A 25,387-nucleotide genomic window follows, 5' to 3' on the forward strand; every position below is an offset into this window, starting at 1 on the left:
TTCCGGCACTTCCGGAACGGTATTTTCACTATGTCCCTGGTTACTCACCACAGGCCTCCAAACAAATATTCATTACTTTTTCAGTCGCCTCAGGATGAGCGCTTTTTCGAGCCGCGATTGCCATTTTTTTAACCCGCTCTCGATCCAGATGAAAACTCTGCAGTTTTTCCGCAAGCAACTCGGGCGACAATTCCGTTTCTTGAAAACAATATGCCGCTCCCCGTGCCACCAAATAATCCGCGTTCGCGGTTTGATGATCATCCACGGCATGGGGATAGGGGATAAATATCGAACCAACACCGGCCATCGCAATCTCCGACACGGTCATCGCACCGGATCGACAGACAACAAGATCAGCCCACTCCAGCGCGGCTTTCATATCGGTAATAAAAGGTTCAACACGAATGTCGCCCTCCATTCCTTCGTATGCCTGCCTCGTTGCTTGATCCTTACCTTTACCACACTGATGCAAAACGACCGGCCGGATTGTCTCTTCAAGTAAAGCCAGTGCTTTAGGCACGACAGCATTGATCGCAGCCGCCCCTAAACTTCCGCCAACGACGAGCAGGTTTAAAACCTCACCTTCAGCCAGAGAGCGATTTTCAGGCGTGGGAATTGTCACAATGCTGTTTCGAATCGGATTCCCGGTGACCAAGGGTGCTCGATTAAGTTTTACCTGCTTCTTAGCGAATGCCCCAGGAAACGCTTCTAACGTTTGGGCCGCGAATCGACTCAGCGTTGCATTGGTCATACCTGCAACAGCATTTTGTTCATGAATCACGATCGGTTTACGTAACAGCCACGCAGCCAGCCCTCCGGGCCCACTGGCAAAGCCTCCCATGCCCAATACACAGTCTGGTTTCACTGTTTTGAGAACTCGCAGTGCCTGCGCTACAGCAAGACAGAGATTAAATGGCGCGAGCAACCAGGATTTCCACCCTTTACCTCGCAACCCTGCTACAGACAACGTATGTAAAGAAATGCCTTCAGCTGGAATAATCTGGTTTTCCAACCCCCGGATTGAGCCAAGCCAGACGACCTTATGACCACGTCCGATTAGTTCACGAGCGACGGCAAGTGCCGGAAAAATGTGCCCACCGGTTCCCCCAGCCATAACTAAAAATGTTTTTGAGGTCACACTCATCCCTGCCCCTCACAACTTGATTTAGCGTGTCCAGGATTGACTGTCTCACAGTGGATTCGTTGTAACAGAGCAACACAGACACAACTCATGATCAAACTACTTCCACCATAACTTACCAGCGGAAGCGTCAAACCTTTGGTGGGCAATAGGCCAGCGTTTACTCCCATGTTGATAAAAGCCTGAATACCGATCAAAAGAGAAACCCCATAAGCCAAAAATGCTGCAAATCGCAATCCTTGCCGCTCTGCAGCAAGACCAATCGACAATCCTCGATAAACCAACACGGCAAATAGCACCACAACAACCATGCAACCCACCAGACCAAACTCTTCAGCTAAAATTGCAAATACAAAGTCGGTATGTGCCTCGGGCAGATAAAACAGTTTTTGCACACTATTACCCAACCCTTCACCAAACCATTCGCCCCGCCCAAAGGCAATGAGTGACTGCGTCAATTGGTAACCGGTGTTGTATTGATCCGCCCAAGGATCCACATATGACATCAAACGTTGCAAACGATAGGGTTTCCATAAAATCAACAGTGTTCCAAGTACACTAATCACCCCGAGTAATGCTGCAAACTTCAATACTTTCGCACCACTTAGAAAAATCATGCCCGCAGCAGCGGCCATAATAACGAAAGTAGCCCCGAAGTCAGGCTCCAGTAGCAGAAGCAAACTTGCCAGGAACATCACACACAATGGTTTGCAAAAGCCCCACCAAGACACCAGAACTTCCTCTCTTCGGCGATCAAGATATCCCGCAAGATAAGCCAGTAAAAATAGTTTTGCGATTTCAGAAGGCTGGATATTAAAAGCACCAAAACGTAACCAGCGCGTACTCCCATTCACCGTTTTACCCGCCAACAACACAACCACCAGAAGCAACAACGCTACAAACAAAAGCAACCATCCGTTCTCACGCCACCACGCCACCGGTATTTGCACGACCAATACCGCAGAGACCAGCGCCAACAGCAAAAATATCCCTTGCTTAATTGCAAAGGCAAATGGCTCTCCGCGCACGTCAGCGATATGGATGGAGGCCGAGGCGATCATGATAAAACCAATCATTAAAAGGCAAATTGCAACCAAAAAAAGCACAACATCAAAGTCAGCCCAACTGAATCCTGGGCGTACCTCGTCCGCTTCCGGCTTTTTTTGGCCAAAGAGCAATGTGCTCAAGCTGATACCTTTCAAGTTTGCATACCCCAACTACCCACTCTTCCTAGTAACCGGTAATCACTGATCGTCAGTTAAAGTCGATTGCAACACTTTAACCTGATCCCGGAAAACAGTACCTCGATGCTCATAACTGTCGAACATGTCGAAGCTTGCACAGGCAGGTGACAATAAAACCGTATCCCCAGGGGTCGCCTTCTGCGCTGCGATCATTACCGCATCTGGTAAATCACTCGCATCGATACACGGAACTACTTCAGATAACGTACTGCGTATTTTTTCGGCATCATGACCGATCAAAACCAAACACTTGACGTACTTGGCAACCAATTCTTCCATCAAAGCAAAATCGGCGTCTTTACCAACGCCGCCAGCAATCAAGATCAATTTCCCGGAGGTGAGTCCACCAATACTGTCTATCGCAGTGCAGGTTGCACCAACATTGGTTCCTTTGGAATCGTTAATGAAGTCAATACCATTGTGCTCCGCTACCCATTCACAGCGATGCGGCAATCCAGGAAATTCACACAATGTTTCAACCATGACTGACAACGGCAAGCCAGCCGTATGACCGATCGCCAAAGCCGCCAACGCATTACTCCAGTTATGGCGCCCTTTAATTTTCAACTCATCAACATTTAATAATTTATCGAAACCATAACTGAGCCAAACGACTTCCTGGTCACCATTTAACTCGTGAATCGTACTGAATTTTTTCAGACCGGGATTGCTCAACCCAAAATGAACTGACTCCATCCCTTGTGCCATCAGCGGAGCTGACAGGGGCTCATCATCATTGACCACAGGATGCTGACAACCTCTAAAGATCCGATGTTTGGCATGATGGTAATGAGCCAAACTGTCATATCGATCCATATGGTCAGGGCTTACATTCAGAACAGTAGCCGCGAACGCCCCTAAACGACGGGTTGTTTCCAGCTGAAAGCTTGATAACTCGAGAATATAGAGCTCAACCGACGGATCCAACAGATCCAGTGCGGGCGTTCCAATATTCCCCCCGACCGCAATTTTGGTTCCCGATTTACGCCCCATCTCGGCCAGCAGAGAGGTAACCGTTGTCTTACCATTCGAACCCGTGATCGCAAGAATCGGTGCCTCTGCAACACAACTGAACAGGTCAATATCCCCGGTAATCTCGACACCTTGTTCGATTGCTGCCTGAATAGCCGGCTCGGCAAGCGCAACCCCCGGACTCACCACAAGATCGGCTGCTGTTTTCAGGATATTGACGTCGAGCGGCCCACGATGAACCACCACATCGGGGAATTCACTTTGTAACTCGGTTAATCCCGGTGGTAAGTCTCGAGTATCCACCACTTCGACCCAGGCATTTTGCCGCTTCAAGTATCGAACACATGACAAACCTGTTTTGCCCAAGCCGACGACAATATGTTTTTTATCTGACGCGATTAATTGCATTGCTGTTGTAGCCATATGTCATATTCTTTATCGATTGTTGCCGTTGATGAACTTGATTGACGGATAACAAATCCGCGCCAATCGTCGTGGTGCCGGTCACTATAAGGACATACCACACCGCACCTCCCTGTTACATCCGATTCGGACATCGGAACAACCTTCCAACGAACATGAATAATTACTTACCTGACCTTCAATGTGGCCAGCCCCACTAGAACCAACACGACGGTGATCACCCAAAACCGGACAATTACCCTGGGCTCCGGCCAACCTTTCAATTCGAAATGATGGTGTAATGGCGCCATTCTGAAGATACGCCTTCCAGTCAATTTGAAAGAAGCAACTTGCAAAATGACTGAAATCGTTTCCATCACAAACACGCCGCCCATAATAAAAAGTACGATTTCCTGACGTACAATAACGGCAACAATGCCAAGTGCAGCCCCCAGGGCAAGTGCCCCAACATCCCCCATGAAAACCTGGGCGGGATAGGTGTTAAACCAGAGAAATCCGAGTCCGGCTCCTACCAGCGCGCCACAAAAAACTAACAACTCGCCAGCGCCTGGCAGGTGCGGTATATGGAGATAATCTGCAAATTGAATGTGACCCGAAAAGTAGGCAAAAATAGCCAATGCAGCCGCAACCATCACCGTAGGCATAATCGCCAGACCGTCTAATCCGTCTGTTAGATTGACCGCGTTACTGCTGCCCACGACCACAAAATAAGTTAACAAACAGAATGTAATCGCCCCCATTTGCCATTCAAAACCTTTAAAGATTGGCAGCAGGAAAACCGTTTCCTGAGGCAGGCTCGCCGTCATATACAACACAATTGCCGCAGTCATACCAAACACCGATTGCCAAAAATACTTCCAGCGTGCTGCAAGACCACGGGAATTTTTCTCTACCACCTTTCGATAATCATCAACCCAGCCAATTGCTCCGAATGCCAGCGTTACCAGTAACGTTATCCAGACATAACGATTGCTTAGATCTGACCACAACAGAGTTGATATTGCGACCGCGATGAGAATTAACGCCCCCCCCATCGTTGGCGTTCCAGCCTTGCTCAAGTGGCTTTGAGGTCCATCATCGCGAACGGCCTGACCAATCTGATAATGACTGAGCTTGCGAATCATTAATGGACCCACCAGCAACGAAATCCCCAACGCAGTCAATACGCCCAGGATGCCGCGTAAAGTAATATATTTGAACACTCCAAAAGTGTCGTAATACTGAGACAGAAAATCTGCCAACCAAACTAACATGTTTCGGATGCCTTCCTTTGTGTTATTGTTTCGACGATATCTTCCATACGTGAACTACGGGACCCTTTAACCAACACAGTGACTTGTCCCTTTGATGCCTGTTCAGAGAGTCTCGGTAACAAGGCACCAATTAATTCAGTCTTGGTAGTAAAAGCCTCTCCACAGCCGGCACCATCCAGAACGCCCTGTAACACAGAGGTTGAGAATTGCCCTGAACTGAATACATAGTCAATTGAGTGTTCAGCGGCAAACTGACCAACCGAGTGGTGCAATTCAGGCGCATCCGCCCCCAATTCAGCCATATCACCTAAAACGGCAATACGATAGCCAGCACACTGAGACAACACACTCAATGCTGCCTTGATCGATTCCGGGTTGGCATTGTACGAATCATCAATGACGGAGAGGTTGCCACACTCAATTCGCTGTAAACGGCCTTTAACACCTTGGTAGCCATTCAACCCCTGTTGAACCTCATCCAGTTTCATACCTAACTTCAAGGCCGCAGCAGTAACCGCCAGAGCATTCTCAACATTGTGATAGCCGGCAACATCAAGCTCTATTGAACCTGATTCGGAATCCAGCTCAATATCAAAAACAGTCCCCTGAGCGGTTGTGCTGATGTTTTTTGCCCGAATGCTGGCACAATCATTTCCCTTGGCACTAAAACTCACAATTCGGATATGCCGCGTTGCAGCCCTTTCACACCATATCTCGAACGCTGGATCATCGTAATTCAGGATAATGACCCCACCTTCAGTCACACCTTCAATCATTTCACCTTTGGCAGAAACAATATTGTTATAACCACCAAACTCACCCAGGTGAGCAGTTCCCGCGTTAGTGATAATGCCAATATCCGGCCTCACCAGTGACACGGTGTGTAATATTTCCCCAATGCCACTTGCGCCCAGCTCCAATACAGCAATACGGTGCTGCTGGTTTAACTTGAGTACCGAGAGCGGCACCCCGATAGCATTATTCAGATTGCCCGGTGTCGCAAAGGCCAGTTGCTTTTGACCCAATACCGCTGAAAGCATTTCTTTCACCGAAGTTTTTCCTGAACTTCCGGTAACCGCCACAACGGGATAGGTGAATTTCGCACGGTTCAGTTCAGCCAATTGCGTTAACGCGGTAAGCGTATTCCCCACTTCAATCACCGGAAATTGGTGCTCATCTGCACTGCGCTTCAACTCTGCAGTGAGACTACCCTGGGTGACGATGGCCCCCAGTGCTTTTAATTCGATCGCCTGATCAATGAAATGCGCGCCATCAAACTGAGGCCCTTTCAAAGCAACAAATAATTGTCCGGGTTTCAAAACCCGCGAGTCTGTCGAAATCGTGCTAGCATCGATGACCACATTGAACCGGTGTCCGTCAGGATTTGACGCGGACAGTTGTCCCTCTATAAGCTGTGCAAGCTGATCAAATGTCGTTGCCAGTATCACCGGGGACCTCCATTAACCGAATTTGCTGCCCGCTCATGTAGGCTCTTCAGGATTTCATCCCTGTCACTAAACACAAATTTGCTTCCTTTTATTTCCTGATAAGGCTCATGGCCTTTACCTGCAACCAGAACTACATCGCCAGTATGTGCTGCAAACAGGGCTTTTCGAATGGCTAAAGCCCGGTCCTGTTCAACCTGGATCACCGCACCACCCACTGTTCCGTGCAAAATATCATCAATGATGCGCTGGGGGCATTCCGAGCGCGGATTATCCGAGGTCACAATCACCTTATCCGCGAGTTCACTGGCCACTTTTCCCATTTCCGACCTTTTGCCGGCATCTCGATCTCCACCGCAGCCAAAAACACACCACAATTCTTGATCAGTGTGCTTGCGGGACGCCTGTAACGCATTTTCCAGGGCATCTGGCGTGTGCGCATAATCAACAATTGCCCGAGGATATCCCACCCCTTCGATTGCAACCGGCTCCATCCGTCCGGCCACAGCCTGGAGCCTGGGAAGCAGAGGCACGATATCAAGTAAATCGTAACCACACTGGAGAACACAGGCTGTCGCTGCAAGTACATTACTCACGTTGAATTGTCCTAACAAAGCGGTTTGAAAAGGAACAATTTGGCCTTGCCAACTGAGATCGCCCTCGATGCCTTCTGCCGAACTTTTTAAATTCACAGCGATAAGGTCTGCATCATCCGATTGAATTCCAAAGGTGATTACGCGGGATAGCTGACGCACTGAATCACGCACCAACAAACTCTGAGCAAAGGGGTCATCCAGATTTATGACAGCCCAACGCACACTCTCAATATCGAACAAGCGTGCTTTTGCATTCCCGTAGGATTCCATTGTCCCGTGATAATCCAAATGGTCACGGGTTAAATTGGTAAACACGGCACCATCAAATACAACACCCGCGATCCGCCCTTGCTCTAACGCGTGTGAAGAGACCTCCATCGCGACATACTCCGCTCCTTTAGCTCGCAAATTAGCCAGCTGCTCATGATTCGTTTTCAAATCAGCAGTCGTATGCCCTACATCCTCCAGATTTCCCGACAAGCCATAACCCAGAGTCCCCATCACACCTTGAGGCGTGCCTTTCAGCATCGATAACAATTGAGCAGTATATTGCGTTACAGAGGTTTTACCGTTTGTGCCCGTTACCCCGATTACATCCAATGCTTTAGAGGGTGCACCAAGGACGATATTGATCAATCGAGCAGCCGCTAGCGGGACATCTGCACCGAATACACAAGGTACCCTGAGACCACCCGGGCCATTCAGCGTGCTAACGTTGAAGTCAACACCTTCACGAGCGCAAAGCACAGCAACCGCGCCACACTCAACCGCAGCCATCACAAACTTTTCTGCGGAACTCTGCAATCCTGGCAAGGCAATAAACAAATCACCCGGTGAAACTTTACGGCTGTCAATTTGCACATTACTTACACGGATACCACTTAGCTCAGACGCAACAACTTCCGGAACCCTAAAACAGGTTTCCAGAAGCTCATTTAACGACCAACTCTGCCCGGAGCTCATTTCAACCACTCTCCGACAACAGCTTTTCAAGCTTTTCCCGGGACTCAGCCATTACCGGCCGTTCATCCGGGGTCACGTGCAATATCCGCATTGCACCCGTCGCAACTCGAGAAAAAACGGGGGCTGCAACTTCTCCCCCGTAGTACTCATCTCCCTGAGGACCGTCAACCACGATAACCATGACAATTCGGGGTTGCTCCACTGGAACCATTCCAGCAAACAAAGAGGTGTACTCGCTATCTTCATAACCATGAGCACCGATACTGTGTACCGTGCCGGTTTTACCCGCAACATCATAGGCAACCATTTGAGCCCGGGTACCGGTTCCGCCTTTCTGGATAACTTTTTTCATCATCTTGCGAACCTGTATCGCCGCCTGAGCGTCAACAGATGGAATCCCCTGTTCGAGCTCACCCGCTTTTAGCAAACTGGCAGGTACTTTCACACCATCATTTGCTAACACTTGATAGGCCTGAGCCAGCTGCAAAGCTGTTACGTTCAAGCCGTAGCCGTAGGACATTGTGGCCACCTGTAGCGGCTTCCAACGAACCGGGTGAGGCAAAGTACCCACGCTTTCCCCGGGAAAGCCAACACCAATGCCTTGGCCAAACCCGACCCGGTACATCAAATCCCAGACCTTCTCGCCAGTGATCGCCAGCGCGACTTTACTGGTTCCGACATTACTGGATTTCGAAATTACCGTCGCAATATCGATCACACCATAGTTACGGTGATCCCGAATTGTTTTGCGCCCGATTCGGAAATACCCCGGAGACGTGTCAATCGCCGTCGCAGGTGCATACTTGCCAGTTTCCAATGCCGCTGCAATTGTAAGGGGTTTGACCGTTGATCCAGGCTCAAACAGATCTGTAATCGCCCGATTTCGCAAACTGCTGGGACGAATATTCTCTCTGTTATTTGGGTTGTAAGATGGCTGATTCACCATCGCAAGAACTTCTGCAGTCTTGGCATCCAACATAACCAGGCTTGCAGAACGAGCATGATGGGCCTTGGCAACTGCCTTTAGCTCCCGATAGGCAAGATACTGCAAGCGCATATCCAGAGTAAGCTTAATATCCTTCCCGGGCTGAGCATCATTCAACAATGCCAAATCTTTAACTATTCGCCCCTTGCGATCTTTCAATACTTTTTTCTGTCCAGGTATTCCCTGGAGCCACTCGTCGTAGGTTAGCTCAATACCTTCCTGCCCCATCTCATCGATATTTACGAACCCGACCACATGCGAAGCAACCTCGCCTGCAGGGTAAAAACGTTTATATTCCCGCAAGCTGTGCACTCCCGGAATTTTCAATGCTTTAACCTTAGCCGCGACTGCGGGTCGAATTTGCCGTTTCAAATAAGCAAACTCACGACCTGAATTCTGCTCAATCTTTCGGGTAAGCCATTTATTCGAGACCCCCAAAGTCTGCGCAAGCAATTTCGTACCCGCAGCATCGATTTCAAGCTTGTTTGGATTAAACCAAATCGTTTCCACAGGGGTGCTGACAGCCAATGGATCGCCATTCCGATCCGCAATCATGCCCCGGTGAGCGACAATTTCCTCAACTCGTAAAGTACGGGCATCCCCCTGACCAATCAGAAAACTTTTATCCACAACCTGCAGTTGAGCGATACGGGCAAGCAGCACTATCGCGGCCAATGCCAAGGCAATGATCACAAACCAGTAACGCCACAAAGAAACGGCGATGTCCTCTGTGGCGTTACTGGCTGCTTTGTTGTTGGGTTTGGAGCTCATGCCGCTATACTTCATTGAATATTAATACATTGATAGATCAACAATCGTTTGACGAGAGATCACTCATCCATTCAAATAACTACTCATCCATTCAAATAACTACCGGAACTCGTTATTACTGTACGATTACCGTTTCATCTTGATCTGGCACCCTCATTTCCATTTCTTCTATCGCAATGTGCTCTATTCTTCCATGAGCACTCCAGGCGCTCTGCTCAAGCAAAAGCTGAGACCACTCAGATTGAAAAGCATCACGTTCGTCTTGCAACACTTCCAATTCGCTGTACAGTTTGCGGGTCAAATGTGAGGTATAAATAACCCCCATTGCTGACCCCAAAATTGCAACGATGCAGACAATCGATATCCACGTCGGCGCTGACCACCAGGAGATCCCATCCGCTTTCCGTGACAAACCTGGCACCTTCAACTTCCTGACGACATCAAGTTCAGGCTTTAATAACCAGATTGCAGATCCAGACCCATAGCCTCGTAACACACCAACAGCAATACGCTCAGAACAAAACTGCAGTAAAGTAAGAACCATGTTCATGCTTTCTTCTCCAGTACGCGCATGACGGCACTCCGGGCTCTGACATTTTCGCTCACCTCTTGATCAGAGGGCTTCAATGCTTTGCCGACAAGCTTGAAGTTACGCTCAAGCTGACTCTCCAACACTGGCAAATCCCTGGGCAATGCCTTACCTTTTGCTTTATCCCGCATAAATCGCTTAACGATGCGGTCTTCAAGGGAGTGAAAACTGATAACCACCATTCTCCCACCAGGCAATAACAAATCGGCCACCTGCTCCAAGACCATTTCCAAGTCCGACAATTCATTGTTAACTCGGATTCTGATTGCCTGAAATGCCCGGGTCGCGGGATGCTTTCCCCGCTCCCATGCCGGGTTCGCTGCAGACACAATTTCCGCCAGCTTTGCTGTGGTATCAATTTGTTGAAGCGCGCGTTCTCGCACAATCGCTTTGGCCATCCGTACGGCAAACCGCTCTTCACCATAGCGACGAAGCACGTCGATAATTTCAGCCTCGGGGGCAGAGTGCACCCACTCCTGAGCCGTCATTCCCTGCGTCGTGTTCATCCGCATATCCAGAGGGCCATCCTGAGAAAAGCTGAATCCTCGTTCAGCCTGGTCCAACTGTGGCGATGACACGCCTAAATCCAGCAAAACGCCATGCAGGCCTGGCCACTGTGCCTGTTCAACCATCTGACGGATTTCAGCAAAAGATCCATGACAAATATGAAATCGCGAATCTTCCGCTGCCAGAGTCTCACCCACAGCTATTGCCTGCGGGTCTTTATCAATACCAAGTAAATGGCCCCGAGAACTTAACTGCTCGAGTATTTTCCGTGAATGACCTCCACGACCAAAAGTACCGTCACAGTAATTACCATCAGACTCTGTTACTAACAGATCTACGGCTTCATCTAATAGTACAGAGCGATGAACCACTTATTTCTTTACCCTGTTTGATTGCAACCGATAGGGTTACAACGATTGAATTTCATATTTCACCCGGCGAAACACTCGACGGAAACTGATAATCAGAAGATCAGGTTATTCATTTCTTCAGGGATTTCGTCCTCACACGGCTGATTAAGCCATTCGTTCCAAGCGTCCTCACTCCAAAGCTCAAGACTGTCAATCTGACCAACCAGCATCACTTTTTTCTCGAGTCCGGCATACTCACGCAAAGTTTGCGAAAGCAGAATGCGGCCATTGCCGTCTATTTCCATTTCACTCGCGTAGCCGATCATGATTCGTTTAGTCCGCTGTGCAGCCCGATTGAATGCCGGAAGCTTATTAAGCTGGTGCATAATGTCTTCCCACTGGGGAAAGGTGAAAATTTTCAGGCAACGCTCTTGCGTATTGGCTGTAATAACAATGCGACCATCGCACTTTTCAGCCAATTGCTCCCGGACTTTCGTTGGAATCGCGATGCGACCCTTTGCGTCCAGATTGATGAGATTACTGCCTTGAAACACCCGATTAACCCCGAAGTGACACCTTCATCCCCTAAAGAACCACAATTATCCACTTTTTTTCACATTTTCACACACTATAGGAATGAAAAAAGGACAATGCAAGACTCAAATTACGGGGAAATTTTAAGAATAACGATTCAGGACAATGGCTTAGCATGAAAAGAATAGAAAAAAGGAAAAATACAGCAAAATAACCACTGTATAAACAACAACCTACTCAGGAAATCTAGACTTCACATTAACTTTAAGACTATTTGGCTATAACAAACCGGGAAGTGAAGCACACGCGCTTCACGGATTATGAGTTAATCAGTCAGGGAAAACGTACTGATTACTGCACGACCGAAGAGGGAATAAAAAGTTCGCCGATAAGCCGGGTTCTGTCTTGGACAGTCATTCATCTAGGATATGCGTCACCACATACCTCAAGCAACCTACCCGAATCCAGTGCGGGTCACACCGAAGGATTCCTATTTGGTTTTGCTCCGAGTGGGGTTTACCATCGCCACAGACTGTTGCCAGCTGCGCGGTGCGCTCTTACCGCACCATTTCACCCTTACCGGCCAGAGAACTGACTTAGGCGGTTTACTTTCTGCTGCACTTTCCGTAGGCTCGCGCCCCCCAGGCGTTACCTGGCACTCTACCCTATGGAGCCCGGACTTTCCTCCCCTTAAACAATGCTTAAGCGGCGACTGTCTGGCGAACTCAGCGCTAAGATACCCGTTTACTTGCTGAAGCACAAGCGCTCAAACGCCCGAAAAAGCCGGTAACTTCAGAATATTCAGTACCAACCGCAATTTGGCAGAAACACCATAACCTTCCGCCATTGTCTAACCATCATTTTTTAGGGAAACGCCATAATCATACAATTCGTTTTTGCTTGCTCCATACTGGGCTGCGGCAACTGCCGCTGCTTTTTTTAATGGCAACAAAGGAAGCAACTGTTCCAAGAGTTTTCTTGCATCCACAATGTTATGGTCAAGGGTTCGAGCTACACCCTCAACCAATACAACCATCTCACCTTTGGTCTGATTATGGTCAGCAGCAATCCACTGCTTCAATTCTCCGAGGGAAGCTGTTTTAATTGTTTCAAATGTTTTGGTCAGCTCTCGGGCCAGAGATACCTTTCGGTCTTCCCCGAATATACTGATTAAATCCTCAACACAGACTTCGATACGGTGGGGCGATTCGTAAAATATGAGTGTTGAGTCCAAGTCTCTCAGCAGCTCCAGCCGTTTCAATCGGGGTGTTTGTTTGGCCGGCAGAAAACCTTCGAAAAAAAACCGGTCTGAGGGCAGCCCACATACGGACAACGCAGCAACCAATGCACAGGCCCCGGGGATTGGCACCACGTTCACCCCCATATTACGCGCGGTATTCACCAGGGTGTACCCCGGATCAGATATTAATGGCGTACCCGCATCCGAAATAAGTGCTGCAGACTCACCTTGCACAACACGTTCGAGTAGTTGGACAGACCGCTCTCTTTCATTATGCTCGTGCAATGCCAGCAAAGCCGTATTGATACCAAGGTGATTTAGCAGTTTGCGTGAATGCCGGGTGTCCTCTGCAGCAACAAAGTCCACCTTTTTGAGTATATCTATCGCACGCAGCGTAATATCCCCCAAGTTGCCAATGGGCGTGGCAACAATATACAAGCTACCGGTTGGACAGTTCTCGCTGGACAACGGATCTACTCCTTCTATTCGGCAAATGAATACACTTTGCCCTGATATTTTTGGTAAACTCCCGCGATAGTATCGCGAGCTGTATCATGATTCGGGCCTAGAATGATATCATGATCCCGTAGTACGACCACCTTCAATTCATTCCGTGGTCGCAAGCTTTCAGACAGCACCATGCACTACCACGACTAAACTCAGCAGCATTCGAGTTCACAATTAATACTGAAGAGAGCCACAGCTAAAAACGCCATGACCAGGTTAATTATTCTATTTCTTGCCTGTTTCGTTATCATCAGTTGCGGAACAACGCCTCGAATTAAGCCGAACGACAACCAACCGATTCAAGAAGCCCCTAACTCAACTTCACTCTCCAGAATCCTGGAACGCATCGCTGAAGCAAATTCCTCGACAGATATTCCGGGGCTCAGAATCGAAGCAGCCATGCTCCTTATAGAAGAGCAAAGATACGACGAAGCAAACCAACAACTTGCACAAATTGAATTTGGTGCCGTGTCAGGGAATGAGCAATCAAGATATATTTTATTGGGCCTGAAACTCGCGATAGCGACTGAAAACGCGACATTGGCCCGCAGCATACTCGAACTGGACAATGAACAGCTCTTTGCACAACGACCATTGCCAGAAAGAAATGAGGTGAACCAGCTGAGAATACAGGCATTGGAACTCACGGGCCAGTTTTTGCGAGCAGCACAATACCAAAGCCAAACTGCAGGTATGCTGGACGAGCAGCAATACTGGATCAATCACGAACAACTCTGGAATAACCTGAGAAAAGTTGATATCAAGGAACTCGAACAAACCACCGCACCAGCACAAATTGATTCAAATGAGTGGCAAGGATGGGTCGACCTCGCAAAAACATTAAAACAATCTCCCTATAGCCTGGATCAACAAATCGAGTCAATTTCCCTGTGGCAAAACCGATGGGCAAATCACCCTGCAGCCCAAAAGTTACCGGAAGAACTCGAACTATTGCAAGCCGCGGAACTCAACCGCCCAAGAAAAATTGTTCTGGCTCTCCCTTTGTCTGGCCCACTTGCTGCAGCAGGACAGGCAGTGCGAGAGGGATTCATGGCCGCGTATTATGAAGACCTGGTTAGAAAGTCCCACAATACCGAAATCATTATTCACGATACCGCCCAAGAAGAAAGCTTTATTGATCAATACCTATCGATTTCGGTACAAGCGCCGGACTTGATCATCGGCCCATTGAAAAAAGCGTCAGTTGAAGCATTGGCCCGCATGAACGCATTACCTGTACCAACCCTCGCCCTGAATTACGTCGGCCCAGTATCCCCTGCGACAGATCCTGATGGCCCGCCTCCTGCACAAAACAGCGCGGAAACAACTCAATTCAACCAACCCGAGCAAGCACAACCAACATATCAGTCACCATTTACGCCTTTGAACCTTTACCAGTTTGGGCTTGCAATCGAAGATGAAATTACCCAAACCTTGGATTTGATCGCGGAACAGGGCAAACACAATATCGTTGCACTATGCCCTGATACCACTTGGGGGTGGCGGGCATGCGAAGAAATTGAGAAAAACTGGAACGCCAGGAATGGACGACTCATCGAAAAAACATACTTTGACCCAAATCAGGAGAATACCAAGCTTATTGAATCCTTATTCAAGGTTGATGAAAGCAAAGCTCGTTACCGTGCCCTACGCCAAGTCATTGGTTGGGATTTGGAAAATACTGCTCGCCGTAGAGCGGATATCGATGCAATCGTACTCATTTCCAAACCACAGCATGCAAGGAGACTTAACCCTCTGTTCGCCTTCTTCTATGCAGGCGATATCCCCGTCTATTCAACATCCAGCATCAATGACGGCAATATCAATCCAAATAAAGACAGCGACCTGAATGGCATCGTATTTACCGAGACCCCATGGTCTCTAAACAACAGCCCGATAAAGCAACAGATGCACGAACTACTACCCGATTTGAGCAATCGCTTTGACAGACTCTTTGCACTCGGGGCAGATGCTTATCTTCTCGCCCCCAGACTGACAGTGATGCAGCGCTTTCCAGATTCGAAGGTTTCTGGCTACACCGGCCAACTCAAGATCACATCAGATCTAATCATTCAACGGTCACTGAACTGGGCAATGTTCAGAAATGGTAAAGTACAGGAAGCAAAACTACAGTAACTACAGCAACTACAGCAACTACAGCAACTACAGCAACTACAGCAACTACAGCACCAGACCATGGAGGGTATAAAAATGAACAACAAGGGACGTGAGTATGAAGATCTTGCCTGCAACTATTTGAAGCGCCAGGGATTAAAACTGATCGCCCGAAATTTTCAACGGAAAAGTGGTGAAATAGACCTGATCATGCGGCAAGACAAGACCTTGGTCTTTGTAGAAGTCCGATTCCGGCGAAACAGCCGCTTCGGAACCCCCCTGGAAACCATTACCCGAAGCAAAATGCAAAAGCTGATAAACACGGCCTGGCAATACCTGCAGTTGACCAATGCAACAAACCAGGCATTTCGCTTTGACGCGATTGCGATACAAAATTCTGCCGCTCAAACGCCAGAAATAACCTGGATCAGGAACTGCATAGAAACAACAAACTAAATTGTGAAGGCAGACTCTGCCAGATTATGTAGAATCAAGCTAACATCGTAAACACAGGAACTCGAAAACTTGTTATCCCCCATAGAAACAATACAACGTGCGGAACTGCTAATCGACGAGCATTTGAATGCTATCGCCTATAGCAAAGAGCTGATATCGGCCCAAATTGCCCAAATTGCGCACAGCGCAGCAGAATCCCTGCTAGATGACGGGAAGATAATCACCTGTGGTAACGGCTCCACTGCACTCCTCTCACAACTCATCACCTCATCACTCATTGACCGGTTCGAAAGAGAACGCCCAGGACTACCATCGATTTGCCTGGCAAATGATTTCGCCTTTTCATCATCTCTCGCGACTGAAAATAACTTCAAAGATGTGTTCGCAAAACCGATCCGCGCCTTCGCTCACGAAAACGACCTGCTTATTGCATTTTCCCAGAAGGGTAATTGCGAGAACATCTATCACGCCATTCAGGCCGCTCACGAGAAAGGTATGACGGTGGCACTATTCACATCCACTCAAGCGAGTGGCAGCCTTTTACAAGAGAATCTAAAAGAGTCAGACTACATGCTGACGGTGGAACATCACACCCACAACTCCCGCACGACTGAATCATTAATGCTGGCAATTAATGTCTTGCTGGACTTGGTTGACTGCACTATCTTTGGAGCACCTCATGACTGAGGAAACCCGTTAACCAAGGCGGGGGGAGAGGTAAAGCAACTAACAAGACTGGAGAAAAGCCTCAAAGGACCCAACAATAAGACTGGGCACGCCATGAGGCTCTGCTCAAAGGGGGAAATTCTACTCACTTCACAACTTTCAAGCTTGGCTTTTTAGCACCACTTGAAGTCGAATCGGAAGAAGCCGGGCCTGGCCCATCCGGTCCAGGCGCACCGGGTTCTGCACCAAACACCATCCCCTGCCCATTCTCTTTGGCATAAATCGCCATAACAGCCTGAACAGGCACATACACCTGCATCGGGACACCGCCAAAACGCGCACTAAACTCCAAGGCATCGTTAGAAATCAGCAACCCCTTCACAGCACCAGGACTTATATTCAGGACAATTTGACCATTGGATACATAATCAGAAGGAACCTCTACTCCTTTGATCCCGGCATCGACAACCACATAGGGCGTCAAATGATTGTCCAATATCCATTCGTTCAATGCCCGAAGTAGATAAGGTCTAGATGGATTCATGAATCATGCCTCTCGCTCACAAGATACCAGGGAAGCCTAACGCCTCCCACATCTTATACACAGTCGCGGATTATTAGAAAAGGAACAACATCATACTTTCTGGATTTGTCAGACGCATGACTATTTTGGGTTAGCCCCTCATTTCCTGCTCTGCTTCAGACAAGCTTGCCTTAAAAGACTCCCGGGCAAACAAGCGATCCATATACTTTGTCAACGCTTTCGACGATTTCTCAGGAAGCTCAATCCCCAGAACCGGGAGCCGCCAAAGTAATGGCGCAACACAGCAATCCACAATAGTAAATTCTTCACTCATGAAAAATGGCTTTTCCTGAAAAATCGGAGCAGCGGCGACGAGACTTTCACTCAACTCGCTGCGCAACTTATCAAGATCCTCTCCGGGAGCCCCCAATTCAATCCGATCCGCCAAGACCAACCAGTCCTTTTGTATTCTATGCATCAGCAATCGGCTTTGTGCACGCGCTACTGGATACACTGGCAAGAGTGGTGGATGAGGAAAACGTTCATCCAGATACTCCATCATGACATTGGGTTCATATAAAACCAGATCTCGATCCACCAATGTCGGCAATTCGTTATACGGATTAATATCTGACAACTCCGAAGGCTTATTGTCCGGATCCACGTCAATGATTTCGACCGCTACACCCTTTTCAGCCAACACGATTCTTACACGATGACTGTAATGACTTTTTCCATCAGAAAAGAAAGTCATAGAAGACCTTTTGGTCACTACGCCCATGAATATGCCTCGACATTTTTTAATTGACCATAAACAACACAGCGCGCAGCTATCGCTACGCGCCGTATCACGACATTAATCACAACAGTAATTAATGAACATCCTTCCAGTATTCCCGATTCAAGAAATACACAAAGATGAATAAAAAGGCGAGAAACGCCAACACGTATTTACCTAAACGGTGAGATTCAAGTTTTGAAGGCTCGCCCATGTATGCCAGGAAGTTCACCAAATCGTACATAGCCTTGTCGTACTCTTCAGGAGATAAAGAACCTTTTACTGCGTATTCTTTACAACCGCTACTGGTTAACTCTCGGCCACTAAGAGGATCATACTGAGGCTCAACACCGAAGTGAGGCTGCTCTGCACAGACACCTTGCAAATCAGCAAGAACATGCGGCATGCCCACATCCGGGAAAATTGTATTGTTCACTCCGTATGGTCTGCTGTCATCAACATAGAATGCTCTCAGGTACGAGTACAACCAGTCAGTGCCGCGCAGGCGAGCTTCAAGTGACAAATCTGGCGGAGGATTACCAAACCAACCTTTCGCATCCGCAGAATCCATCGAGATATGCATCAGCTCACCAATTTTTGCGCCGGTGAAAATCAGGTTCTTCTCATAAAGATCATTCGGAATCCCCAAGTCAGTTGCAACACGCTCATAACGGGCAAACTTGAATGAGTGACAGCCCATGCAATAGTTAGTCGCTAAAGCCGCACCACGCTGCAAAGACGCTCTATCTTCAAGATCAGGTTTCATATGATCCAGAGGTATACCAGGCCCACCCGCTGCCATTGCGAGAACCGGGGCAAAGACAAATGCTAAAGCTGTAATAAATTTCTTCATTATCCTGTCACCCTTTCTGGAACCGGTTTAGTTTTCTCAATCTTGGTGTACCAAGGCATCAAAATAAAAAACAGGAAATATAAGGTTGTAGTGATCTGGGCAACAACCGTACGGCCGGGCGTTGAAGGTAATGCCCCAAGATAACCCAGAATTACAAAGCTGACCGCGAACACCAGCAACCAGAGTTTACTGAGCAAACCTTTATAGCGAATTGATTTCACAGGGCTACGATCTAACCACGGCAATACAAACAATATCGCAATGGCAGCCCCCATGACCACAACCCCCCAGAACTTGGCATCAACACCAAACAGTGGATAAGTCACCGCTCGAAGCATGGCATAGAATGGCGTGAAGTACCAAACAGGCGCAATGTGCTCAGGTGTCTTCAGTGGGTTGGCCGGTTCAAAGTTTGGTTTCTCAATGAAGAAGCCATTCATCTCCGGGAAGAAGAAAACGACAGTACAGAATACAAACAGGAACACAACAACAGCAACCAAGTCATGTACAGTATAGTATGGGTGGAACGGGATTCCGTCTTTGGGAATGCCATTTGCATCCTTGTTTTTCTTGATTTCAACACCGTCTGGATTGTTCGATCCAACTTCGTGCAATGCAAGAAGGTGCAGCACAACCAATGCAAGCAGAACAATTGGCAAAGCGACAACATGAAGCGCAAAAAATCGGTTCAAGGTTATACCTGAAATCAGGTAATCACCACGAATCCAAAGCGCCAAGTCTTCACCAACATACGGGATCGCCCCAAACAGTGAAACAATTACCTGAGCCCCCCAGTACGACATCTGCCCCCAAGGTAACAGATACCCCATGAAAGCCTCAGCCATCAGACACAGGTAGATTGTCATACCGAAAATCCACACCAATTCACGGGGCTTACGGTAAGACCCGTACATTAACCCTCTGAACATATGCAGATAAACGACGACAAAAAACGCCGATGCACCCGTTGAATGCAAGTATCGCAGTAACCAGCCATATTCAACATCACGCATAATGTATTCGATTGACGCAAACGCACCTTCCGCAGAAGGGTTATAGCTCATGGTCAACCAAATACCAGTAACCAGCTGGTTCACGAGAACCAATAATGACAATGAACCGAAGAAATACCACATGTTGAAGTTCTTCGGTGCATAATACTTGCTCATGTGCTTTTCAAAAGCATTTACCACAGGTAAACGAGCATCAATCCACTCTACAAGCTTTTGCATTATGCGTTCTCCTTATCAACACCGATCATAACGGTGTTATCATCAATGTAGTAATGGGGAGGCACTACCAAATTGGCCGGAGCTGGAACACCCTTGAACACCCGGCCCGATAAATCGAACTTGGAACCATGACATGGACAGAAAAAACCACCTAACCACTCATCACCGAGATCTGCTGGAGCAACTTCGGGTCTGAACTGAGGAGAGCACCCCAAGTGAGTACAAATTCCAACCATGATCATGTACTCTGAATTAAGAGCACGCTCTGCACCTTTAATGTATTCAGGCTGTTGTGGTTTAGTTGATTCAGGATCAGCAACCACTTCATTCATTTTTACCAGATTTTCCAGCATTTCCGGAGTACGACGAACAATCCAAACTGGCTGTCCACGCCACTCAACCGTGATTTGCTGACCCGGTTCGACTTTACTGATATTAACTTTGACCGGAGCGCCCGCTGCTTTCGCCTTTGCACTTGGATTCCAAGACGCAACGAATGGCACTGCAGCTCCGACAACTCCGACTCCCCCAACAACGGAAGTCGCACCAACCAGCAGTCTACGCCGGCCTTGGTTCACGTTGTCATTACTCATATTGGTTTCTCCCAATAACACTATTTATCTCGAACCTACGGTCAAAATAAATAGAAGGATATTAAACTTAGGACCCAAAAATTAAACGGCACAAATGGTAATGAAATTACGCCTGGCTTACAAGAATAAACCTACTTTTATCACTGATTTAGTCCGAGTGATGGGGCCACTTTCAGGCGAGCTATTGATCTAAAACAAAAATATTCAGCATGAGAATTTTTTTGTTCGCCAACAAAAAACGCTCGACATTTCTGCCGAGCGCTCTTGAAATCTGAGATACAGATATTGCTGTAAGCGATTAACGCTTGGAGAACTGAGGACGCTTTCTCGCCTTCCGCAAACCAACCTTTTTACGCTCAACTTCACGTGCATCACGAGTAACGAACCCTGCTTTACGCAGAGGACTGCGGAACGCTTCATCATACTCGATCAAAGCACGAGTCAGACCGTGACGAATCGCACCCGCCTGACCAGTGGTTCCACCACCGCTTACTGTAACCAACACGTCGAACTTATCAGTCATCTCGACTAATTCAAGTGGCTGACGAACAACCATTCGAGCTGTTTCGCGACCAAAGAATTTATCCAGAGGACGACTATTAACTGTAATTTGACCTGTTCCTGGACGCAAAAACACACGAGCAGCGGATGTTTTGCGACGACCAGTACCGTAGTTTTGTGTAACTGACATAACCGCCTTCCGTTAAATTTCCAATTCTCGAGGTTGCTGAGCTGTGTGTGGATGCTCTGCACCAGTGTATACTTTCAGTTTCTTGAACATTGCCCGACCCAATGGGCCTTTTGGCAACATACCTTTAACTGCGATCTGAATCACTTGCTCTGGGCTGTGATCAATCATTTCATCAAAAGATCTGGACTTTATACCACCAATGTAGCCGGTATGGCGATAATACATTTTATCTTTTGCTTTGTTACCCGTCACATGCACTTTCTCTGCATTGACAACAACAATGTAATCACCGGTATCGACGTGAGGGGTGTATTCAGTTTTATGCTTGCCCCTCAGACGACGGGCAATCTCGGTAGACAGACGACCGAGGGTCTTACCTGCTGCATCGACAACGAACCAGTCACGCTTTACGGTTTCTGGCTTTGCGCTTAAAGTTTTCATTTATTCCCGCCTCAAAATCTTAGAAGACATATCTACGAGAACCTAATTTAGTTCATTCTAAATAGACTCTGCTTTCGCATGCTTTATCCAAAAACCGGGTGACCACACCTGACTCGGACCAAGCAAGAAAACCAAACTTTGATGTTTTATGCCGCCGCCGGGGCTGTGCGTTGACATACATACGTCAAAATTTATAAGGGGGCGCATTATAATGAAAATTTATGGCCTCTGCCAGTTTTTTATTCAACAAATTTATTTTAGGTGTGTTTGTCCGGCCTGCCACCACCCCAGAGCCCCAATCAACTAAACGGCTCCACAACGCCAGACGGTGGCTTTACCAAGCGAAATGTGCGAAACGCATTATCATAGAGAGCTGACTCTAACACCCCGATCGACTCCTGTCGCAATTCGGACAGTACCTGAAGAATACGGGGCAACTGCTCTGGAGTATTACATTTACCTTGCTCGCCTTGCAGTGGCATGTCCGGGGAGTCGGTTTCCAACACTAAACATTCCAACGGCAAGCGTTGAATCGCCTGTCTCGTCTTACGTGCTCGAGGATAGGTGATAACTCCACCCACACCAACAGACAAACCGCAATTTATAAACTGACACGCATCCTGATAGCTACCACTGAAGGCATGAATCACTCCACCTGAGTCAAAATTCATCCGCCGTAGAATACCAATAACATCGGAATGGCTTTTTCTTGAATGAACAATTACAGGTAATCTAAACTGCTTTGCAATTCGAACTTGCTCCTGAAAAATATGTAACTGGCGCTCCCAGCAAGGCACAGTTCGATCAAGGCCAATCTCGCCAACAGCAATACACTTGCGATGATTATCCGCATCAGCGAGATCCCCTGCACGCACTGATTCGCCATAGCGACTCAACCTGTTTATCAACTCATCCAGATCTGAATTACTGTGTTTTTCGATAAAATAAGGGTGAAGACCGAAGGCTAAGAAACAATTACGACGCGAGCCAAACAGAGCGGCCTGATCTCGCCACTTTGTCGCTTCGGTTCCAGGGATGATGAAATGTGTGACCCCCAGCGCAACACTGCGCTGGATCACCTGATCCCTCGAATCATCAAAAGCCGGAAAATCCAGATGACAATGGGTATCAAATAAAGACATCAGAATCGAGTTAGTGCTCTCGAGTCTTGAAAAACTGAATTTCCGGATATCGCTCCTGAGTTAACTGCAGATTTACCATTGTTGGTGCAATGTAAGCCAGGCTATCCCCACCATCCAGCGAAAGATTATCTCTACACTTGTTCTGAAACTGCTCCAGCTTTTTGGCATCGTCACAGGTAACCCATCGCGCGGTCGCAACATTTATAGGCTCATAGGCTGCCTCAACTTTGTATTCGGTTTTCAATCGGTGTACAACCACGTCGAACTGCAACACACCCACAGCACCAACAATAAGATCATTCGAGCTTAGCGGTCGAAACACTTGCACAGCCCCCTCTTCGGACAATTGAATAAGGCCCTTTTGCAATTGCTTGGCCTTCAATGGATCCTTCAATCGAATACGCCGAAAAAGTTCTGGTGCAAAATTCGGGATTCCGGTGAATTTCATATCTTCACCCGAAGTAAACGTATCACCGATTTTAATCGTGCCATGATTGTGCAAACCGATAATATCCCCAGCGAAAGCCTCTTCCACGCGTGCTCTATCACCAGCCATGAAAGTTAATGCATCAGAAATCCGGACATCTTTTCCAAGTCGTACATGCTTGATTTTCATACCCTGCTCGTAACGCCCTGAACAAACGCGCAAAAACGCGATGCGGTCTCGATGCAGAGGATCCATATTAGCCTGGATTTTAAACACAAAGCCCGAGAAATCAGGCTCTTCAGGCTCAACCGTTCGGCGATCAGTTTCACGGGATAATGGCTTGGGAGCCCAATCTACAAAACCGTCCAGAACATGATCAACACCAAAGTTCCCCAGAGCAGTACCGAAGAATACCGGCGTTAACTGTCCCGCCAAAAATTCCTCAAGATCAAATTCATTGGCTGCAGCACTGAGTAACTCAATCTCATCTCTCAGCTGATCAGCATACTCACCAAGGCGCTCATCCAACTCAGGGTTATCCAATCCTTTGACAACATCTTTTTCCTGGATGATATCTCCCTGTCCGGTCTTGTAAAAAATCACTTCATCTCGAAGCAGGTGATAAACGCCCTTGAACTGCTTGCCCATCCCAATTGGCCAGGTAATCGGGACACAGGCAATCTTTAATATATCTTCGACCTCATCCATTAACTCTATGGGGTCACGAATATCCCGATCCAGCTTGTTCATAAAGGTCAATATGGGCGTTTCCCTCAAACGGGTAACATCCATCAATTTAATGGTACGATCCTCAACCCCTTTTGCACTGTCAATCACCATCAAACAGGAGTCGACTGCAGTCAGGGTTCGATAAGTGTCTTCAGAGAAATCTTCGTGCCCCGGCGTATCCAGCAGATTGATCAGACTTTCTCGAAACGGAAATTGCATCACCGACGTCGTAACCGAGATTCCACGCTCTTTTTCCATCTCCATCCAGTCGGACTTAGCATGTTGCCCTGACTTTTTACCTTTAACAGTACCCGCCTTCTGCAGGGCCTTCCCGTGCAACAATAGCTTTTCTGTAATCGTCGTTTTACCCGCATCGGGGTGCGAGATAATTGCAAAGGTGCGTCGAGAATTAATTTCCTCAGAAATCCCAGTCATGAACGGTACTCAAATTGCGTTAATTAAAACAGTGAAAAAGACAAACAAAAGCGGGCATAGTATAACCGGTTTCAATATGAAATACTCAGATCAGCCTGATACAACGCATTTTAGCCACTCCGACCATACCGATCCGAATCCAGTGTATTCAACCAATCCGGGCAGAAAACCAGCAGCCCCGTGATCACCATGCCGTTGATAACAGCCTCAGGCAGCATAATTAGCGGCAAGTACTTCAAATACAAATCGAACAGTTCTGCCACCGTAATAATCCCTGCAAATAATAGAAGCAACCAACAGACCAACGCCCCTGCTGCAGCGGAAAATGCGGCACCAAAAAAACCACAGATAAAAATATAAGAAAAGAAAAGTCTGAATCCAGCGAGCTTTTCCAAGCGAACGACCAGTAAGGTAATCAAAGAAGGAGCAATAACAAGACTCAATACGCCAAGCGCCAGGAGATTAAAGTTCCGCTCATGAATCGCAAAGTCCGCAACACAGACCATGCACCCCATGAGTACTGCAAAAGGCCACCCCAAAAGCAACGTCAACGCGGTCACGCCGAGAAAATGAATCGACATTCCCGGCACAAAATAAGCTTTCATCTGCCACAAAATTAATAGCGCTACCCCACCCCCGAGGAAACTGTGTTGTAAATCAGGATCGCGAGTTAAACGCAACCAATCTGCAGAACCTAAAGCCACTGCAACACAAATCAAAGCAGTACAAACAGTAATCCACAAAGCGCCATTTTGGAGTATGAAGCCATGGGCCTCCATGATTAAC

General features: G+C 47.7%; 24 protein-coding genes and 1 other RNA gene. 3 read left to right on the forward strand and 22 right to left on the reverse strand.

The window, feature by feature from the left end; all coding sequences use genetic code 11:
* Window positions 1–40: 40 nt before the first annotated feature.
* The 12 genes from murG to rsmI all read right to left on the reverse strand — a co-directional run bounded on the left by murG (window position 41) and on the right by rsmI (window position 13,481).
* Window positions 41–1,144 (reverse strand): undecaprenyldiphospho-muramoylpentapeptide beta-N-acetylglucosaminyltransferase, encoded by a 1,104-nt coding sequence (gene murG, locus OLMES_RS23200; protein ID WP_087463441.1) that lies wholly within the window; start codon window positions 1,142–1,144, stop codon window positions 41–43.
* On the reverse strand, window positions 1,141–2,358 hold the full coding sequence (gene ftsW / locus OLMES_RS23205) for a putative lipid II flippase FtsW (RefSeq protein WP_087463442.1): 1,218 nt from the start codon (window positions 2,356–2,358) through the stop codon (window positions 1,141–1,143). The genes murG and ftsW overlap by 4 nt, the downstream gene beginning before the upstream one ends.
* A gap of 27 nt (window positions 2,359–2,385) precedes the next feature.
* Window positions 2,386–3,780, reverse strand: coding sequence for a UDP-N-acetylmuramoyl-L-alanine--D-glutamate ligase (gene murD / locus OLMES_RS23210; protein ID WP_232465185.1), 1,395 nt, complete (start codon window positions 3,778–3,780; stop codon window positions 2,386–2,388).
* 167 nt (window positions 3,781–3,947) lie between these two features.
* Window positions 3,948–5,033 carry a phospho-N-acetylmuramoyl-pentapeptide-transferase gene (mraY, locus tag OLMES_RS23215; protein WP_087463443.1) on the reverse strand — a complete coding sequence of 362 codons (1,086 nt, stop codon included), beginning with the start codon at window positions 5,031–5,033 and terminating at the stop codon, window positions 3,948–3,950.
* Window positions 5,027–6,481 carry a UDP-N-acetylmuramoyl-tripeptide--D-alanyl-D-alanine ligase gene (locus OLMES_RS23220; protein ID WP_087463444.1) on the reverse strand — a complete coding sequence of 485 codons (1,455 nt, stop codon included), beginning with the start codon at window positions 6,479–6,481 and terminating at the stop codon, window positions 5,027–5,029. Before OLMES_RS23220 ends, mraY begins: the two co-directional genes overlap by 7 nt.
* Window positions 6,478–8,037, reverse strand: a complete 1,560-nt coding sequence (locus OLMES_RS23225; protein ID WP_087463445.1) for a UDP-N-acetylmuramoyl-L-alanyl-D-glutamate--2,6-diaminopimelate ligase — start codon at window positions 8,035–8,037, stop codon at window positions 6,478–6,480. The genes OLMES_RS23220 and OLMES_RS23225 overlap by 4 nt, the downstream gene beginning before the upstream one ends.
* A gap of 1 nt (window position 8,038) precedes the next feature.
* Complete coding sequence (locus tag OLMES_RS23230; protein ID WP_198343095.1) at window positions 8,039–9,793, reverse strand: peptidoglycan D,D-transpeptidase FtsI family protein; 1,755 nt, start codon at window positions 9,791–9,793, stop codon at window positions 8,039–8,041.
* A 115-nt stretch (window positions 9,794–9,908) separates the two neighbouring features.
* On the reverse strand, window positions 9,909–10,343 hold the full coding sequence (gene ftsL / locus OLMES_RS23235; protein WP_198343096.1) for a cell division protein FtsL: 435 nt from the start codon (window positions 10,341–10,343) through the stop codon (window positions 9,909–9,911).
* Window positions 10,340–11,260, reverse strand: coding sequence for a 16S rRNA (cytosine(1402)-N(4))-methyltransferase RsmH (gene rsmH / locus OLMES_RS23240; RefSeq protein WP_087463447.1), 921 nt, complete (start codon window positions 11,258–11,260; stop codon window positions 10,340–10,342). Before rsmH ends, ftsL begins: the two co-directional genes overlap by 4 nt.
* Window positions 11,261–11,352: 92 nt before the next feature.
* On the reverse strand, window positions 11,353–11,793 hold the full coding sequence (gene mraZ, locus OLMES_RS23245; RefSeq protein WP_087463448.1) for a division/cell wall cluster transcriptional repressor MraZ: 441 nt from the start codon (window positions 11,791–11,793) through the stop codon (window positions 11,353–11,355).
* A 353-nt stretch (window positions 11,794–12,146) separates the two neighbouring features.
* An RNA gene (gene rnpB, locus OLMES_RS23250) (RNase P RNA component class A) lies at window positions 12,147–12,501 on the reverse strand.
* Between the two features lie 122 nt (window positions 12,502–12,623).
* Window positions 12,624–13,481, reverse strand: a complete 858-nt coding sequence (gene rsmI / locus OLMES_RS23255; protein ID WP_087463449.1) for a 16S rRNA (cytidine(1402)-2'-O)-methyltransferase — start codon at window positions 13,479–13,481, stop codon at window positions 12,624–12,626.
* Window positions 13,482–13,727: 246 nt separating this feature from the next.
* On the opposite strand from rsmI, the gene OLMES_RS23260 reads away from it, so the two are divergent.
* From OLMES_RS23260 to OLMES_RS23270, 3 genes are all read left to right on the forward strand, one after another.
* Window positions 13,728–15,656, forward strand: coding sequence for a penicillin-binding protein activator (locus tag OLMES_RS23260; RefSeq protein WP_087463450.1), 1,929 nt, complete (start codon window positions 13,728–13,730; stop codon window positions 15,654–15,656).
* Window positions 15,657–15,731: 75 nt separating this feature from the next.
* Window positions 15,732–16,091 carry a YraN family protein gene (locus tag OLMES_RS23265; RefSeq protein WP_087463451.1) on the forward strand — a complete coding sequence of 120 codons (360 nt, stop codon included), beginning with the start codon at window positions 15,732–15,734 and terminating at the stop codon, window positions 16,089–16,091.
* A gap of 69 nt (window positions 16,092–16,160) precedes the next feature.
* Window positions 16,161–16,778 carry a D-sedoheptulose-7-phosphate isomerase gene (locus OLMES_RS23270; RefSeq protein ID WP_087463452.1) on the forward strand — a complete coding sequence of 206 codons (618 nt, stop codon included), beginning with the start codon at window positions 16,161–16,163 and terminating at the stop codon, window positions 16,776–16,778.
* A gap of 124 nt (window positions 16,779–16,902) precedes the next feature.
* On the opposite strand, the gene OLMES_RS23275 is transcribed toward OLMES_RS23270, so the two are convergent.
* From OLMES_RS23275 to OLMES_RS23320, 10 genes are all read right to left on the reverse strand, one after another.
* The gene (locus OLMES_RS23275; protein ID WP_087463453.1) at window positions 16,903–17,301 is read right to left on the reverse strand and encodes a ClpXP protease specificity-enhancing factor; all 399 of its coding nucleotides are present in this window, start codon (window positions 17,299–17,301) and stop codon (window positions 16,903–16,905) included.
* A 130-nt stretch (window positions 17,302–17,431) separates the two neighbouring features.
* Entirely contained in the window at window positions 17,432–18,061 is a 630-nt protein-coding gene (locus OLMES_RS23280) for a glutathione S-transferase N-terminal domain-containing protein (protein WP_087463454.1), read from the reverse strand.
* Window positions 18,062–18,152: 91 nt separating this feature from the next.
* On the reverse strand, window positions 18,153–18,911 hold the full coding sequence (locus OLMES_RS23285) for a cytochrome c1 (protein ID WP_087463455.1): 759 nt from the start codon (window positions 18,909–18,911) through the stop codon (window positions 18,153–18,155).
* Window positions 18,911–20,143 (reverse strand): cytochrome b, encoded by a 1,233-nt coding sequence (locus OLMES_RS23290; RefSeq protein WP_087463456.1) that lies wholly within the window; start codon window positions 20,141–20,143, stop codon window positions 18,911–18,913. The genes OLMES_RS23285 and OLMES_RS23290 overlap by 1 nt, the downstream gene beginning before the upstream one ends.
* Window positions 20,143–20,736, reverse strand: coding sequence for a ubiquinol-cytochrome c reductase iron-sulfur subunit (gene petA / locus OLMES_RS23295; protein ID WP_087463457.1), 594 nt, complete (start codon window positions 20,734–20,736; stop codon window positions 20,143–20,145). The genes OLMES_RS23290 and petA overlap by 1 nt, the downstream gene beginning before the upstream one ends.
* Before the next feature lie 298 nt (window positions 20,737–21,034).
* Window positions 21,035–21,427, reverse strand: coding sequence for a 30S ribosomal protein S9 (gene rpsI, locus OLMES_RS23300; protein ID WP_087463458.1), 393 nt, complete (start codon window positions 21,425–21,427; stop codon window positions 21,035–21,037).
* A 12-nt stretch (window positions 21,428–21,439) separates the two neighbouring features.
* Window positions 21,440–21,868, reverse strand: coding sequence for a 50S ribosomal protein L13 (gene rplM, locus OLMES_RS23305; protein ID WP_087463459.1), 429 nt, complete (start codon window positions 21,866–21,868; stop codon window positions 21,440–21,442).
* A 299-nt stretch (window positions 21,869–22,167) separates the two neighbouring features.
* Window positions 22,168–23,010: a TatD family hydrolase gene (locus tag OLMES_RS23310; protein WP_087463460.1), complete on the reverse strand. Its 843-nt coding sequence runs from the start codon at window positions 23,008–23,010 to the stop codon at window positions 22,168–22,170.
* Window positions 23,011–23,020: 10 nt separating this feature from the next.
* On the reverse strand, window positions 23,021–24,601 hold the full coding sequence (gene prfC / locus OLMES_RS23315) for a peptide chain release factor 3 (RefSeq protein WP_087463461.1): 1,581 nt from the start codon (window positions 24,599–24,601) through the stop codon (window positions 23,021–23,023).
* A 110-nt stretch (window positions 24,602–24,711) separates the two neighbouring features.
* Window positions 24,712–25,380, reverse strand: a complete 669-nt coding sequence (locus tag OLMES_RS23320) for an energy-coupling factor ABC transporter permease (protein WP_087463462.1) — start codon at window positions 25,378–25,380, stop codon at window positions 24,712–24,714.
* Between the last annotated feature and the right edge of the window lie 7 nt (window positions 25,381–25,387).

The sequence above is a fragment of the Oleiphilus messinensis genome (assembly GCF_002162375.1).
Lineage (GTDB): Bacteria > Pseudomonadota > Gammaproteobacteria > Pseudomonadales > Oleiphilaceae > Oleiphilus > Oleiphilus messinensis.